Below are 15,124 nucleotides of genomic sequence, written 5' to 3'. Positions count from 1 at the left end.
AAAGGAGGATACTATGAGAGGCCCGGTAAAAATAATCGACCGCAAAAATGATCTGAAAAAAGGCTATTTGGTCCGCCTGGAAATTGGCTTCATGCTTTCACTGCTGATTTTCATTTCCGCATCCAAACTAACCATCAAACCTTCTGAAAACACTGAACAGGCTTTTATTGCTAAGCAGGAAGTTGTTTTTATGGAGGAGATCGTTCAAACAAAACAAGAAGTTAAGGCGCCACCACCACCAAGACCGATGATTCCGGTTGAAGTTCCCAACGATGAAATCATTGAAGATGAACTCATAGATCTGGATTCTGAACTGGATATGGATGCAGCTGTCATGGAACTACCGCCGCCTCCGCCAAGAATGATTGAGCAGGAAGAAGAAGAGGAAATCTTTGTTGTGGTAGAACAAATGCCGGAACTGATAGGTGGTTTGGCAGCTATTCAAAAGCACATCACTTATCCGGAGATGGCACTTAAAGCAGGAATTGAAGGCCGTGTAGTAGTTCAATTCCTCATCGACAAAGAAGGAAATGTTGTTGATCCGGTGGTAGTTCGGGGAATTGGAGGCGGATGTGATGAAGAGGCACTTAAAGCAGTTAAGCAAGTTAAATTCAAGCCGGGAAAACAAAGAGGCCAGCCGGTGATTGTGCGATACAGCCTGCCTGTGGCATTCAGACTACAGGAAACTAATAGCTGATATCCTTATAAAGGAAAATTAATAGGTCTATAGGGTTAAAAGAGTCCGGCAGAAATGTCAGGACTCTTTTTCTGCGAGCCGATTGATGGTGCTTTTCAACTCGTCAAAACTTACCGGCTTAATCAGGTAGTCTACAAAGTCGGTGGTTTTAGCTCGTTCCCGATTCAGCGGATCGGAATTTCCGGTAATATAGATAACCGGAACATCATTAGATTTTTCCCGAAGGGCAGTCATGGCATCAATGCCATCAACTTCATCCTCAAGCATAATATCCATTAAAACAAGGTCGGGATTAAGCGCCTCAATTTTTTCGATAGCTTCCTGACCCTTAGTGATAATTTCCATGACCTCATAGTCCAGTCGTTCGATCATTTTCGAAAGAAGCAGGGAAAGAACTTTATCGTCTTCAACTATAATAATTTTCATACCGCGCTAAGATAATTTATTTGATTTAGCCGAGCCAACATGTTATCGACAAGGTAAGAAGATTTTATAAGCTCTTTATAATTATAATACTGTAATTAAAATATCGTATTTAAGTCGTATAATTTATATTATGTAAAGTAAGGTTATTGTTTTGATATAGTCCTCTTCCCTTTATTAATAATGCTTTTTAATCCAAACTAAGATTTGCCGTGTAAAATTGATTGCTACAGGTCAGCCAGTACTTCCTGTACTTTAGATAAGTTGGGCATTTTACCTGAGTCTTCCAGAATTTCCCGGTGAGCAACTCTTCCCTCTTTGTCAATCACAAATACCGACCGCTTGGATACACCTTTCATACCGAAATAATTGTCATATAATGAGTCGTACTTTGCGCTTACTTCCTTATTGAAGTCGCTTAGAAGCGAAAAATTCAAATTGTGTGCTTCCTTGAATGCTTTTAAAGTAAAAAAGCTGTCTATACTTATGGCGAGCACTTCGGCATCCAAAGAATTATAGATTTTCAGGTTGTCTCTTGTAGAACAAAGCTCTTTAGTGCAAACTCCGCTAAAGGCTAACGGGAAAAAAAGCAGCACTACATTTCTCTCTCCTTTAAAGTCGGATAGTGATACGTCTTCATTCCTGGTGTTTTTCAGTGTGAAATCCGGAGCTGTTTCCATGCACTCAAATGCTATTGGTTATTAAAATATTCACTTTTGATAAATCGATAAGTCATGAAAAGAATTCCCACCGAGAGTAATATTTCTGAAATCCAGATTAAATCCGGGGCTGTTCTGTTAAATACGAGCCAATATGCAAGGTAAGAAACCCCAATACTGCTGAGACCTATGATATAATACCTTCTTCGTCGTTTACGGGCCTGATTAAGCGTGAACACAAGTACGGTTACGGCCAACGCCCCTCCCTGGTATATTGCGTTTATAAGATCCTTTATGACAATAGAATCGATGATGAGTGGGAAAAAAAGAAAACTTACAAACGGTAAAGCGGTCAGATACATGGGAAATCGGGCAAAAATAGGTTTGGATTCCCTGATAAGTACCAATAGTCCACTGATATAAAAGGTAACAGCCACCAGCTTTCCCCACTGAAAAAGGTTTATCGGTGTTTCCATTCGAAAGAGATCAAGCAGGTATGGAATGGAAATAAATAAAGCGGCCAGGCTAAAATATAGGTCCAGCATGGTTCTGCGCTGTATAAATCGCTTCAGTAACAGGAAACAAACCGTTCCAAAGGAAAGTGATACTACTAAATCAATCCATTTAGCCGGTTCCATCAGCTTTCGGGATTTCTGCTTTCCAGCTCCCGCTGCATCTGTTTACTGTTTTGATAGGTAAGCACAAGATCAGCTATTTCCTTCAGCGTAGCCCGTTCTTTTCGTACCATTTGATTGGTAAACTCATACAGTGATATGGTTTGCCTGCCTTTGGTAATCTCTCTCTCCCAATCAATTAGGTTGATGTTCTTAATCAAATTTAAGATGGCAACGCGGTGTTTTGAAATTTTGTAAAGGAGCTTCTGAATGTCTTTAGCCAGTTCTTCGTCTTTCTCAAAAGTCTCTTCCGGATCGGTGTATGCATTCAGGTTGATGGGTCTTACACTCTTGAAAGCATCCTCAATTACTTCCCGGTAATAATTTTGTTGAGCATGGTCCAGAAACATAAGAATTTCTGAAATAGACCTGCGGCCGGGAGGAGTTTCATCATAAGGAACAGAATCAATTACATATTTGAGTGCTTCGGCCTCATGTTCAAGGTAAGCGACATCATCGATAAGTGAATCAATCTGGCTTTGTTTTATATCCATCTTGTAAGAGTAATTAGGTATTCCAGCTGGAAGATGCCGGGGTTGAATCGTTTTCTTCTTGCTGCTCAATCATATCAACCAAAGACAATCCCGTATTCCAGTCCTTGTCTCTATCTCTTACGGAGTGAATGTTATTTTCTTCCTGGAAATCCCAGAAAGAACCAAATTGACGATTCTTATATTTTTTCAGGTACTCGAGACGATCAGCTACGTCTTCTTTAGGTACCAGTAAACGCTCTTTATCATAAATGGCATCTTCTCTTGATTCAAATACAATATCATAATCCTTACTCATTACGATAGCTTCTTCCGGGCAAACCTCTTCGCAATACCCGCAGTAAATGCATCGCAGCATGTTAATTTCAAAAAAGTCAGGATATCTCTCCTTCTCATCTTCGGTCTCTTTGGCCTGCATGCTAATGGCAAGCGGAGGGCAAGCCCGGGCACACAATCCACAAGCTACGCAACGCTCTTTATTATGGTCTTCAACCAAAACCGGACGACCCCGGAAAATTGCCGGTGGATCCCACTTTTCTTCCGGATAATTGAGCGTAAATGAGGGCTGAAACATTTGCTTAAAGGAATACCACATTCCCTTCAATATCTCAGGCAGATACAGTTTTTCAAGAAAATTGAGCTTTCGCTCATTCTTGTAATTATCGCTTAGTGCGTTTACTGTAGGTTTTTCAAGATTCTTAGCCATTCAATTCGAATCGTTTTCGTGTCTGTATTAGCACTCAAAAATAAACCATTGTTGGGTTAGCATCAAAGTTATTTATGAGCTTTTCTAATTTATTTTTGGCGGAAAACCATGGTAATCGGAACGCCCAGGAACCCAAATCGTTCCCGGATTTTATTTTCAATGTACTTGCGGTAGTTCGGAGGGAGTTCATGCGGGCTGTTCATAAAAAACTTAAACACGGGTGGATTACTTTTTACCTGGGTTGCATAAGTAATCTTTAGCTGTTGTCCCCTTTTCATTGGCAGGGGCTTCTCTCCCAGCATTTGCTCCAGAAAATCATTGAAGTCAGGCGTAGGGATTTCCTTTCTGCGTTCAGCAATGACCTCATCAGCTACATTCAAGACCCGGTGAATTCGGGTTTTGTTCAGTGCTGATATGGTTACGATCGGAACGTAATAAAGCTGAGGGACCGTGGTGTAAATATAATCTTCAAATTCGCGAACGGTGTTGGTGTCTTTCTCAGGAACTAAGTCCCACTTATTCAGAACAATGACAAGCCCCTTATTAAATTTTTCAGCCTCCCTTATTACCCGTTTATCCTGAGCATCGAAGCCCTGCATGGCATCAACAATGAGGATTGCGATATCGCACTCACGGATAGCCCGATCGGTCCGAATGGTGCTATAGAACTCAATATTCTCTTTTACTTTGGTGCGTTTTCGCAGTCCGGCGGTATCTACAAGCAGGTATTCTTTCCCGTCATACTCCAGATTACTGTTGATGGAGTCACGGGTAGTGCCGGCAATGTCAGTAACAATAGCCCTTTCGTCATTCAATAAAGCATTAAACAAGCTGCTTTTCCCTACATTCGGGCGCCCGATAAAAGCTAGTTTTGGGATGTCACTCTCCTCTTCCGGCTCTTCTTCTTCCGGCAGTAATTCCGCTACACGGTCCAGTAAGTTACCGGTCCCTGTTCCATTAATAGAGCTCACAGGAAACAGTTCTTCAAAGCCAAGCTCATAGAACTCGGTTGAGTTCATGCGTCGTTCTTCATTATCAGCTTTGTTACTAACCAGCAATACGGGTTTATCCTGCTGGCGTAATAGATTGGCTACAGCTTTATCGAGCGTGTTGATTCCATCCTTTACATCCACCACAAATAAAATCACATCCGACTCTTCGAGTGCAATGTGCACCTGTTCACGGATTCCAACAACCATAACATTCATTTCGTCTGGCAGGTATCCCCCGGTGTCAATTACGGTGAAGTCGCGACCGTTCCAGAACGATTCTCCGTAGTGTCGGTCTCTGGTTACACCATACTCGTCATGAACAATTGCTTTACGGGTTCCGATGAGTCTGTTAAATAATGTGGATTTACCAACGTTAGGGCGTCCTACAATGGAAACTACTGGGAGCATTTTAAGTCTTAGATTCTTAGATTAAACAAGCAATAAAGGTACGCATTATTCAGCACTATATTAACTATGCTTCAAAGCTTTTATGACAATCTTGGTTTCTTCGGCGCGCTCATTACCGCGTTCTCTCTGTTTATCTTTTTCATTTTGTGGATAGCGGGAATTGCAGGTATTTCCCTTCCCTATGACGGCGGGCAAAAGAAAGGTAAAGACTGGCAGATTATATTAGCCGTATTATTCCCACCCTACCCAGTTATCTGGTTAATTGCGGACATGTATCTGCAACGTAAATACATGCGTGAAGAAGAAGATTAAGCTGCACGCTGATTAAAAAGGCACCACGGCTTGTACCCTATAGTAAATATCCGATTTAGCATCGGTGAATAATTGTTGAGCCGGCTGAGCTACTCCAAAAGCGTGTGAAATGGATAATCCGGCAATGGAAATTACGTTTTTCAGTTCTGCTCCTGCTCCCCATCGCTGAATGGTTCCCGTTTCACCGAATTCTGACCGAGCGTTCCATACAATCCCCCCGTCAGAAAACAGTGAAAGGCTTACTCCTCCCAACCGAACGAAACCCAATACCTGCGTCTGTAGTGATGGTATAAATGGGATTCGGTATTCAACACTACCGAACGCTACCTGCTTACCGGTTACAAAGGTCCGATATCCCCTGATTCGCTCATTATCACCAAAGAATTGTAGTGGAATATCATTGGGCAGGCTGATATTAATATTGTCGTATCGGGAAAAGCCGATGTAGTTCTGTGGCAGATTATTTCCCCATTGAGATTGAAATCTTCCTTCCAAAAAGATCCTGTTCAAACCAAGAAAAGGCTGAACGGTATAGCCATGAATATCAGAAATGAGTGTTCGGGTATCCGATCCGAATATTTTCTCGGAAGCTTTAACGCTTAACCGAAGTCCGGTTCCATCCAGCGGGTGGTAGCTGTTATTTTTCCAGGGGCGCTGCTTCTTGATTTGCCAGTTCAGCTGAAGGTCCGTAACCGTTGCATTTTGTGGAGTAGCGAGATTCGGGTTTGATGTGAACCGGTTTTCTCCCATTGGATCGGTTGAATAATGCCGGAGCCTGGCCGACCAGCTACTGCTCTGATAGGAAGAAGAAAAAACATCCAGGGGCCATGTTATGGCAATATTCACTCCGGTGTATTCCTCGAACAGGAATTCTTCTCCGTAATACTGTCCATTCTCTGGTATTTGATATACAGAAAAAGTCAGAGTTGGGTAAAGCTGATTATTAATATAGGATAGCGCCCCATAGGTATTATCCAGCGGGTCTGGAATGGAAAGCCACCCTCCTCCCGAAATGGTATGTTTTGCCAGTGGCTCTGTCCAGTTGGATGTGGCAAAAATCCCCCAGTCGTTTGCATCGGAATAATAGGGAAATCCAAAAGAAGCAATGTGCGTCAGATTCTGGATTGAATTGTAGGAATACCGATTGGTAATTAATGCAGGATTTGCGGTAATGTTCGATGGAATTTCATTCGGTGGAGACTGAAACCTCCAGCTGGAATAAGTTTCCGGGCGTTTCAGTTCAGGTTCATAGATTTCCCGTCCGGCAGAAACGAAGTGCAATTTATCCTGAGTGCGGACTTCTGAAGCTCCTATAACCAGATGTTCTTCACCGGTTGAGTCAAAATCAGAAACCCAGCCAAATACTTCCCCTCCTGTAAACAGATTGGTAAACCGTGATTCAACCCCGGATTCAAAATCATAAATAAAAACATTAGGGACTTCATCTCGCAGGGAAATGTAGGCTATTTTGCTGCCGTCCGGACTTAGAACGGCCTTTCTGTTATCCACCCGTCCCGGGTCAATGGTTTTCTCTGATCCGGTTTCGGGATCAATGAGAACCAAATTTCGATCTCCATTTTCAGCAAACCTGTGAACCAGCCAGGCATTTTCACGCTCAATCCAAAGTGGCCATAAGAGCTGCACATCCCCTGAGTAATCGGTCAGCTTCTCCTCTTTTTGATTCTTCAGGTTTAGGATAAACAGATTTCCGGTCCCACCTTCATTTACGATATACCCAATTTGATTCTTGGATGAACCGGCAGCCGGGAATTTGGCTTTTCGGTTAATGGTAAGCCGGCTCTCTTTCTCTTTTTCCAAGTCATACAAAAATACATCGTTGATCAGAGAAGAATGCCTCCCTCTTACCATTCTTGAATAAAGAAGGCGTTGAGGGTCCAGCCAGTTTAGATCAGAATTAATAGCTCCCTCCCCAATCAGAGTGCTCTCCCGGGTCGAATCTGTTGAAGTGACGTACAACCTGCGTACCGGTCGGGACATGGACGTGAGTGACAAAACAGCCACCAAGCTATCATCCGGACTTACTGAGGCATCAAAATAAAATTGACCGGGAAAACTGAATTCATCCGCATGAAGAGAATCGGTGCGTTCCATTTGAGACGCCACTGTATTGTAATACACATTTACATGCTTTCGCCATCTGTCATAAAAGCCACTATAGCCTCCTTCTACTGTTTCCTCAAAGGCACGGCCAAAATCATGATATTCAATCAGGCCAAATAGCTTTTTCCGATACTGTAACAGATTTGCAAGTGAGGTGTCACCATACTGCTCAGTAAAATAGCGCAATTGGGAGTTCCCCAGAGCATAACGCAGACGGCCGTCTTCAAGGGATTGCCCGGAACGGTAGTTCAGGTCGTCATCAAAAATCGCTTTACGCAGCCAGCGGTCGCCCCGTTGAGAATCCCACTTTTCCGTTTCATATTGAGCCAGTCCTTCCGTCCAAAAACCGGGTAATGGATCTGCAAAGGTATATTGAAGAAGGCCAATTGGTGATTTTACCGCTTCAAAATGGAAAATATGAGCCAATTCATGCGCTATAACCTTTCGAAGCCATTTTTCCTGCCCGTCCAGATTTCGCTGTAATCGTTTAAGTTTACCCAAATATTGGTGTATGGCCGGCTGAATGGAACTGCGAAGCCGTTATTGATTTCATCCTCATCAGAAAGGTAAATGCGTATTTTTTGATCGAAAGTGATTTCAAGGTTTTTGGAAAGAGCTTCATAGGTTTGCTCTGCAATAGCAGCTGCCTCGTTCTCAATTCCGGCAATTCTCTCCGGATACATAATGAGGAAATGCTCTGTTTCAGCTACCTGCCAATTAAGTTCGGGGTGATTTCGTCCGCTGGAAGAATTAAATCCCTGTGCAAACGCCAGATGTACTGAAAATGAAATAGCGATGAATAGTATATACTTCTTGAACAACGATCAGTGATTGAATTACGGTTCTGATTCAGGGTGAAATAATGAAATTAATCCGTCAATTGCTGTTGGTTTCCTTCCTCAATCTGCTGTTGTTGTTCTTCTTCTACAAGCTTCCATTCTTCAACCAAATCGTCATTCATTTCTTTAAGAAAACGTGATGGTTGTGTGAAGTAGTCACCATAGGCTGATTGTGCCAACACCGGATAACTGAAGTACAGCATATCTTTAGCGCGGGTTGCAGCAACGTAAAGCAAACGCAATTCTTCGTCCAGCTGCTCTTCATCCTCCACTGAATAAGCGGAAGGTATGATTCCATCCAGGCACTGAATGATAAACACGTGTTTCCATTCCAGTCCTTTTGCAGAATGAATCGTGCTTAAAATCAGGGGGGCTTCTTCTTTTGTTTTCTGCTCGGTATCTACCGCTGTTGCGGTGATGGGATCAAGGGCCAGTTCTTCCAGCATTTTAGGGAGCGATGTAAAGCTCTCGGATACATTAACAAAAGCTTCTAAGTCTTTAAGGCGCTTTGGATAGTCATCATATCTTTCTTTGCAAAACTCACGGTAATAATCCACGATTAACTCTACAACTTTAGCCACTGAATGATCATTTTCTTTCAGCGCGACCAGTAGTTTACTGAGTACTTTAAGCTGATCGATATATGATTGACTTGTGGTGTCCGAAAGATCCAGTCGGTATGGATTTTTGGCAAGGCGAATCCATTCAAATAGATCCTGAGCCGTTTTTGGTCCAATCCCATCCAGCAACATCAAAACGCGGTTCCAGGCAATTGTATCCATAGGATTGACCAACACCCGGATATGAGCCAGCACATCTTTAATATGCGCAGCCTCGGTGAATTTTTGCCCCCCGTATTTCACAAACGGGATATTTTTGCGGTTCAGTTCTACCTCCAGATCAAATGAATCGCGGCCATTACGGAACAGCACCGCCATTTCATTCAGCTCCATCTCCTGCTCCCTAAGCTGTAATACCGCCTGTGTTATAAAACGGCTTTGATCGTGTTCGCTGGAAGATTGCACCAGTGCAGGTAATTCCCCGTCTTTGATCTCAGAATAAAGCTGTTTATCAAACTTGAAGCTCGCTTGTTTAAGCAGGTTATTGGCTACATTCAGAATTTGCGGAGTTGAGCGATAATTTTCTTCCAGCTTAATAAGTTTGGTGCCTTCAAATCGCTCCGGGAAATCCATGATATTTTGGTGATCCGCTCCCCGAAACGAATAGATGCTTTGAGCATCATCTCCAACCGCCATCACGTTTCCATGTACACTGGAAAACAGCCCGGTTAACTCTGCCTGTAGTTTATTGGTGTCCTGGAACTCATCCACCATTACAAACTGATTCTGAGACGCTACTTTAATTCGTATATCCTCATGCTGTGTAAGCAATTGTCGGGTTTTTATGAGAAGATCGTCAAAGTCCATTACATAGTTCTTCTCCTTGTACTCCTGGTAGGCCAATCCCACCTGCTCAATCTTTTCTTCCTGTTCCAGAAACTGGGGGTATTGCTCCTGTAAAACTATCCTCAAATCGAGATGTTTATTGATGCAGGTACTGATGATATTCAACAGTGTATTTTTGTTGGGAAACCTGTTTTTCTTCTTGTTCAGCTTCAGTTCGGTTCGCACAAACTGAATAACCTCCAGTGCATCCGCAGTATCTATAATGGTGAAATTGGAAGGATAACCAATAATCTCTGCATGCCGGTGCAACAGCAAGCTGCAATAGAAATGAAAAGTCCCCCCTTGTACCTGCTTGCAACGCTCGTCCAATATATTACTGGCCCGGGTCAGCATTTCTTTTGCGGCCCTTCGGGTAAAGGTAAGAAGCAGAATATTGGATGGCTTTATGCCACTTTCCACCAAACGAGCTACGCGGTGGACTAATGTCCGGGTTTTTCCCGTACCTGCACCCGCTACGACTAATGCCGGGCCTTTTTCATGAAAAACAGCATCCAGCTGTTGCTTATTCAATAAATCAGCATACGGAATGGAATAGTCTTCGGGTCGTTTTCTGGGCTCTTCTTTTTTGAGTACAAACTTTTTCATGCTTCAAAGATAGCAATCTGAAGGTATATGTAAAAATTATGTATCCACTATTGACTACTTAACGAAATATATGTAAATAATATGTGTAATTAATAAAAGGAGAGTTACTATGTCAAAATCAGTCCAATTACCGTTGTTTACAGAAGATTTACGAGTGAATGAGTTTCTCATTCTTATCGAGCCACCTAAAAACGTGGCCGATTACGTCACCATTTTAAAGAAAGAGCTTAAAGAGGAGTTTGGTTCATTCAAGTCTGAAAAGTCGAGGGCATATATCACCGTCAGTAATTTTTTGGTAACTCAAAAAAGAATGGATGAGGTGCTTGCTAAAGTTCAAACAAGGGTTTCTCTGTTCTCTTCTTTTGAGTTGAAACTTCAAAGCTTCAAAATATTTGAGTCTGGTAATACCTTTTATATTGGTGTCGAACCTTCTCATCCGTTCAATACTATGATCAATGAGTTTAAATCAATAAAAAAGGAAGTGGTGAAAACCACAAAATTTTACAGCGGTACTACCCCGCATCTACCTATCGCCCGAAATTTAGATTCAAGAGTACTCCGGCAAATCAAATACAGATACCTGCAAAAGCCCTTTTACTATACCTTTGATGTAAAAAAACTGACCGTTCTTACAAGAAGTCATAAAAATGAAAAATATGAGCTCTATTCTCAGATAAATCTTCAGAATTAGTTTTTCCAATTGTCCGAATACCCAAATATATTCCGTCCTCAAAATTATAGGGTTCAAATTATAAGTAAAGCATTAGATGATTAACGAACCTTCGTTAGCACCGCGGGAATTTGGATGGATTGAAGTCGTTTGCGGCGGCATGTTTAGCGGAAAAACCGAAGAACTGATTCGCCGGGCAAAGCGAGCGCATATTGCAGGACAAAAAGTTGTGGTGGTGAAACCCGCTCTCGACAAAAGGTACAGCGAGAACGAAGTTGTATCTCATAATGAAACCGCTCTCCCCAGTATTTTAGTAGATACCGCCGATCAGATCGTTTTGCTTACCGGAGATGCCCGTGTTGTTTGTATTGATGAAGCGCAGTTTTTTGATGATCGGGTTGTGGATGTTGCCAATACCCTCGCCAACGATGGTAAGCGCGTTATTGTAGCCGGACTGGATATGGATTTTAAAGGCCAGCCTTTTGGTCCTATGCCCTATCTTCTGGCGATAGCTGAATATGTAACCAAACTACACGCTGTTTGTGCTGAAAGTGGCACCATGGCTCACTACTCTCAGCGAGTAGTTGAAAAAGAAGGTCAGGTTTTGGTTGGCGAATATGATGCTTATGAACCCCGTGCCCGGCACTGCTTCCGCCCTCCCGTTGACCGACGTCGCGGCAGGCCCATTAAGCCATTCATGAACCCGGCTGTAAAAGAAACTGAAGAAGAATCTACTGACGAAACTACAGAAATAAACTCAGAACACAACTAATGGATATTATACGCGGTATCATTGGAATTGTAAGCCTGCTTGGGCTTGCATTCGTTTTTAGCAACAGCAAAAAAAATATAAACTGGAAACTTGTTGGGATTGGGATAGGAATTCAGTTTATCCTGGCCATTTTCATTCTGAAGGCGGATGTATTGGCCGGTTTTTGGGGGCCTTTGGGCTGGCCTATGATTCTGTTTCAGAAGATTGCCAGTTTTTTTGTAGTTGTACTTAATTACACAACAGAAGGAGCCTCGTTCATTTTCGGAAGGTTAGGTCATGGCCCGGAGTATGAAGACAGCCTTGGGGTCTTTTTCGCTTTCCAGGTACTTCCCACAATTGTCTTCTTTGCTTCATTAACCGCCATTATGTACCACTACGGGATATTGCAGTTCATTGTAAGAATGGTATCCAAAGGGATGCAGAAGCTACTAGGTACTTCCGGTGCAGAAACGTTATCGGTGGTGTCTAATATTTTTGTGGGACAAACAGAGGCCCCTCTGGTGATTGAGCCTTTTATCAAGAAAATGACCAAATCTGAGCTCTTTGTGGTGATGACAGGTGGAATGGCTACCATTGCCGGTGGCGTAATGGCAGCCTATGTAGCCATGTTGGGGGCTCCGTTTGCTGAAGCCAATGGATTAGAGATCCAGGTTGCCCAGCAGCTTTTTGCTGAGCGACTTCTTGGAGCAAGTTTAATGGCTGCCCCGGCAGCACTGGTAATTGCCAAAATATTATTTCCTGAAGAAGGCGAACCCGTCACCAAGGGAGATGTTTCCATGAATGTTGAAAAAACGGATGCCAACGGAATCGATGCAGCAGCCTCTGGTGCCGGTACCGGTCTTCAGCTTGCACTAAATGTTGGTGCCATGTTGTTAGCCTTTATTGCACTGCTCGCCATGTTTAATGGTATTTTGGGCTGGGGAAGTGATATCACCGGGGTTACCGGACTACTGGGTGAAAGCCTCACCATAGAAATGATGTTGGGGTGGTTGTTTGCTCCTATTGCCTGGCTGATTGGGGTACCCTGGTCTGATGCCGTAAATATGGGTTCACTTTTGGGTACCAAGATTGTATTAAATGAGTTTGTGGCTTACCTGAAATTAGCTGAAGGTGTAAGTGCAGCAACGCTATCGCCAAAAACAATAGCGATGGCAACTTTTGCGTTGTGTGGTTTTGCTAATTTTTCTTCCATAGCCATTCAAATCGGAGGCATCGGAGGATTGGCCCCCAGCAGAAAATCAGAATTGGCAAAATTTGGAATTAAGGCTGTTTTTGCGGGAACTTTAGCTAACTTAATGACGGCTACCTTCGCAGGAATGCTCTTTTAATCAGAACAACTAACCATCAAGAAAACTAAATCATTATTCGCAATGGCGAACAAAACATATCGATTATTCTTTTGTCTGTTTCTACTATGTGTTGCCCCTTCTTTGGTATTTGGGCAAGCAAAAAATGATAAAACCGTTGTTGGAAAAGTCGGTAAACAGGAAGTAACCTATGCTGAACTGAAAAAAAACTACAGTAGTGGTTCTTCTGAAGAGCCAACGCTGGAAGATCTTGAAAGCTTCCTCCCTATTTATCTCGATTATAAAGCTAAATTACTCGCTGCCAAAGATCAGGGATATTATGAGGATTCAGCTATGGTAGCTGAGCATGAATCGTATGTAAAGCAGGCTGCTTATGCTTACTGGCTGGAGAATGAAATTAAACCCGCTGCTTTTGATGAGTTCAAAAAACGGGCAGAAATGGAACTTAAAACCTACCATATTCTGGTTGCAGTTGCCCCTGATGCCCCTCAGCAGCAGGTAGATGAGGCATTATCAAAGCTGGAACAAGCACGAAAAGAAATCAATGACGGTGTGCCGCTGGATGAAGTGAATGAAAAGTATTCTACCGTAAGAGGCGGACGCAGTATGGGCGGCGATATTCCCTGGATATCCGTAGGCCGAACGGTTCAGGAATTCGAAGATGTGGTGTATGGACTTGAAGTAGGGGAATTATCAGAGCCCTTCAAAACACAGTTCGGATACCATATTGTATTGCTGCAGGATAAAAGAGAACGGACACCAGCACGACTTGTTAACCATATTTTTGTTCGCGGAACCGGGGATTCTACTGCTTACGATAAAATTTATAGCGCATATGATGCTCTGGAAGACGGAAAGCCCTGGAACATGGTCCTAAACCAATTTACCGAAGATGGTGCCTCCAAAAGAAGCAATGGGCGAATCGGGTGGGTTAGTTACCGCCAGAATTTTGCTATGGATTTTGTTGAAGCTATTGCCGGTCAGGATCCCTCCGAGCCTTACTCTGAGCCGGTTAAAACCAACTATGGTTATCATATTTTTAAAATTGATTCAGTTGAAACGTATGCTTCAGAAGAAGATCGGAACCAGGCTTTGATGGAGCAACTGGGTGATACCCCCTACTTCGAAGAAAGCAACCAATTCGTTGTAGAATTTCTTCAGAAGCAGTTTAATGCTGAAAAGCACTCTGGGAATGAAGACCTGTACAAAAAATGGGTATTAGCTTTTGATACTGTAGCCATTTCTACCCTGCCTGAACCGGCCGGACTGGGAGAAGAAACAGTGTACACTTTCAATGGGCAAAATTACACTATAGACGATTACCATGGTTTTATCCATAATACCTATGGCAAAAGAAAAGCCAATGCTTACCGAAGTAATCTGCTGGATGAATTTGCTCGAAAAGTTGTAGATGAAAACATCATTGAAATGACCCTTGATAAGTACCCTGAATTTGAAAAACAATCAGAAAGCTACCTGAATGGTTTGGTGGTCTATAATATCAATGAAAAGAATGTATGGAGCCCGGCCACTGTTGATACCTCCCGGCTTCAATCAATTTATGAGGAGAACATCAAAAAGTATCAGTACCCGGAGCGTCCCTTCTACTATTTGATGACGTCCCGCCATGATTCAATTCTGACGAAAGCTAAAGACTTTGTCAATAACGGCGGCTCTCCAGACAGTGTGAAGTTCAGAATTGACAGAATAGGAGTTTCTGTAGATTCCACCACTAACTTTACACAAGAACCATTTGACCGACTCAGTGAAATGGAAATTGACAGTTTTTCTGAAATTTTTGATTACAACAACATACGCGGAATATTCTGGCTCGAAGATCGTCTTCCGGCTCGAAATATGACTTTTGATGAAGCCTTCAATCGTATTCTGGCTGAATTTCAACCGCAGCGTGAAAAAGAGTGGCTACAGCAACTCCGTGACAAATATAGCGTGAAAGTTTACGTTAAAAAGCTTCGTAAAGCTTACGATAAAGACGCATAAC

At 42.7% G+C, this 15,124-nt stretch carries 15 protein-coding genes; 6 read left to right on the top strand and 9 right to left on the bottom strand.

The window, feature by feature from the left end; translation table 11 throughout:
• The first annotated feature begins 13 nt into the window (after positions 1-13).
• A complete protein-coding gene (locus ABFW99_RS12800) occupies positions 14-697 on the top strand; it encodes an energy transducer TonB (protein WP_349353795.1) in 684 nt (227 codons plus the stop codon).
• Between the two features lie 57 nt (positions 698-754).
• On the opposite strand, the gene ABFW99_RS12795 is transcribed toward ABFW99_RS12800, so the two are convergent.
• From ABFW99_RS12795 to der, 6 genes are all read right to left on the bottom strand, one after another.
• Positions 755-1,123, bottom strand: coding sequence for a response regulator (locus ABFW99_RS12795; protein WP_349353796.1), 369 nt, complete (start codon positions 1,121-1,123; stop codon positions 755-757).
• A 224-nt stretch (positions 1,124-1,347) separates the two neighbouring features.
• Positions 1,348-1,800, bottom strand: coding sequence for a redoxin domain-containing protein (locus tag ABFW99_RS12790; protein ID WP_349353797.1), 453 nt, complete (start codon positions 1,798-1,800; stop codon positions 1,348-1,350).
• 11 nt (positions 1,801-1,811) lie between these two features.
• Entirely contained in the window at positions 1,812-2,417 is a 606-nt protein-coding gene (locus tag ABFW99_RS12785; protein ID WP_349353798.1) for a hypothetical protein, read from the bottom strand.
• Positions 2,417-2,947, bottom strand: a complete 531-nt coding sequence (locus ABFW99_RS12780) for a hypothetical protein (protein ID WP_349353799.1) — start codon at positions 2,945-2,947, stop codon at positions 2,417-2,419. Before ABFW99_RS12780 ends, ABFW99_RS12785 begins: the two co-directional genes overlap by 1 nt.
• A gap of 13 nt (positions 2,948-2,960) precedes the next feature.
• Positions 2,961-3,650 (bottom strand): NuoI/complex I 23 kDa subunit family protein, encoded by a 690-nt coding sequence (locus ABFW99_RS12775; RefSeq protein WP_349353800.1) that lies wholly within the window; start codon positions 3,648-3,650, stop codon positions 2,961-2,963.
• Positions 3,651-3,739: 89 nt separating this feature from the next.
• Complete coding sequence (gene der, locus ABFW99_RS12770) at positions 3,740-5,050, bottom strand: ribosome biogenesis GTPase Der (RefSeq protein WP_349353801.1); 1,311 nt, start codon at positions 5,048-5,050, stop codon at positions 3,740-3,742.
• Between the two features lie 66 nt (positions 5,051-5,116).
• On the opposite strand from der, the gene ABFW99_RS12765 reads away from it, so the two are divergent.
• On the top strand, positions 5,117-5,362 hold the full coding sequence (locus tag ABFW99_RS12765; RefSeq protein WP_349353802.1) for a hypothetical protein: 246 nt from the start codon (positions 5,117-5,119) through the stop codon (positions 5,360-5,362).
• Between the two features lie 12 nt (positions 5,363-5,374).
• Here the strand turns inward: ABFW99_RS12765 and ABFW99_RS12760 are convergent, their stop codons facing one another.
• Genes ABFW99_RS12760 through ABFW99_RS12750 form a run of 3 tightly spaced genes read right to left on the bottom strand, consistent with a single transcriptional unit; the run spans position 5,375 to position 10,373 of the window.
• Positions 5,375-7,984, bottom strand: coding sequence for a hypothetical protein (locus ABFW99_RS12760; protein WP_349353803.1), 2,610 nt, complete (start codon positions 7,982-7,984; stop codon positions 5,375-5,377).
• Positions 7,918-8,304: a hypothetical protein gene (locus ABFW99_RS12755; RefSeq protein ID WP_349353804.1), complete on the bottom strand. Its 387-nt coding sequence runs from the start codon at positions 8,302-8,304 to the stop codon at positions 7,918-7,920. The genes ABFW99_RS12760 and ABFW99_RS12755 overlap by 67 nt, the downstream gene beginning before the upstream one ends.
• A 47-nt stretch (positions 8,305-8,351) precedes the next feature.
• The gene (locus ABFW99_RS12750) at positions 8,352-10,373 is read right to left on the bottom strand and encodes an ATP-dependent helicase (RefSeq protein WP_349353805.1); all 2,022 of its coding nucleotides are present in this window, start codon (positions 10,371-10,373) and stop codon (positions 8,352-8,354) included.
• Positions 10,374-10,482: 109 nt separating this feature from the next.
• On the opposite strand from ABFW99_RS12750, the gene ABFW99_RS12745 reads away from it, so the two are divergent.
• The 4 genes from ABFW99_RS12745 to ABFW99_RS12730 all read left to right on the top strand — a co-directional run bounded on the left by ABFW99_RS12745 (position 10,483) and on the right by ABFW99_RS12730 (position 15,123).
• Complete coding sequence (locus ABFW99_RS12745) at positions 10,483-11,064, top strand: 2'-5' RNA ligase family protein (protein ID WP_349353806.1); 582 nt, start codon at positions 10,483-10,485, stop codon at positions 11,062-11,064.
• A 76-nt stretch (positions 11,065-11,140) separates the two neighbouring features.
• Positions 11,141-11,815 carry a thymidine kinase gene (locus tag ABFW99_RS12740; RefSeq protein ID WP_349353807.1) on the top strand — a complete coding sequence of 225 codons (675 nt, stop codon included), beginning with the start codon at positions 11,141-11,143 and terminating at the stop codon, positions 11,813-11,815.
• Entirely contained in the window at positions 11,815-13,143 is a 1,329-nt protein-coding gene (locus ABFW99_RS12735; protein ID WP_349353808.1) for a NupC/NupG family nucleoside CNT transporter, read from the top strand. Before ABFW99_RS12740 ends, ABFW99_RS12735 begins: the two co-directional genes overlap by 1 nt.
• Before the next feature lie 42 nt (positions 13,144-13,185).
• Positions 13,186-15,123 (top strand): peptidylprolyl isomerase, encoded by a 1,938-nt coding sequence (locus ABFW99_RS12730; protein WP_349353809.1) that lies wholly within the window; start codon positions 13,186-13,188, stop codon positions 15,121-15,123.
• The last annotated feature ends 1 nt before the right edge of the window (position 15,124 follow it).

Source organism: Gracilimonas sp. BCB1, from assembly GCF_040117685.2.
GTDB lineage: Bacteria > Bacteroidota > Rhodothermia > Balneolales > Balneolaceae > Gracilimonas.
Note: the sequence above shows the minus strand (reverse complement) of the source record. Positions and strands in the feature narration are given on the sequence as shown.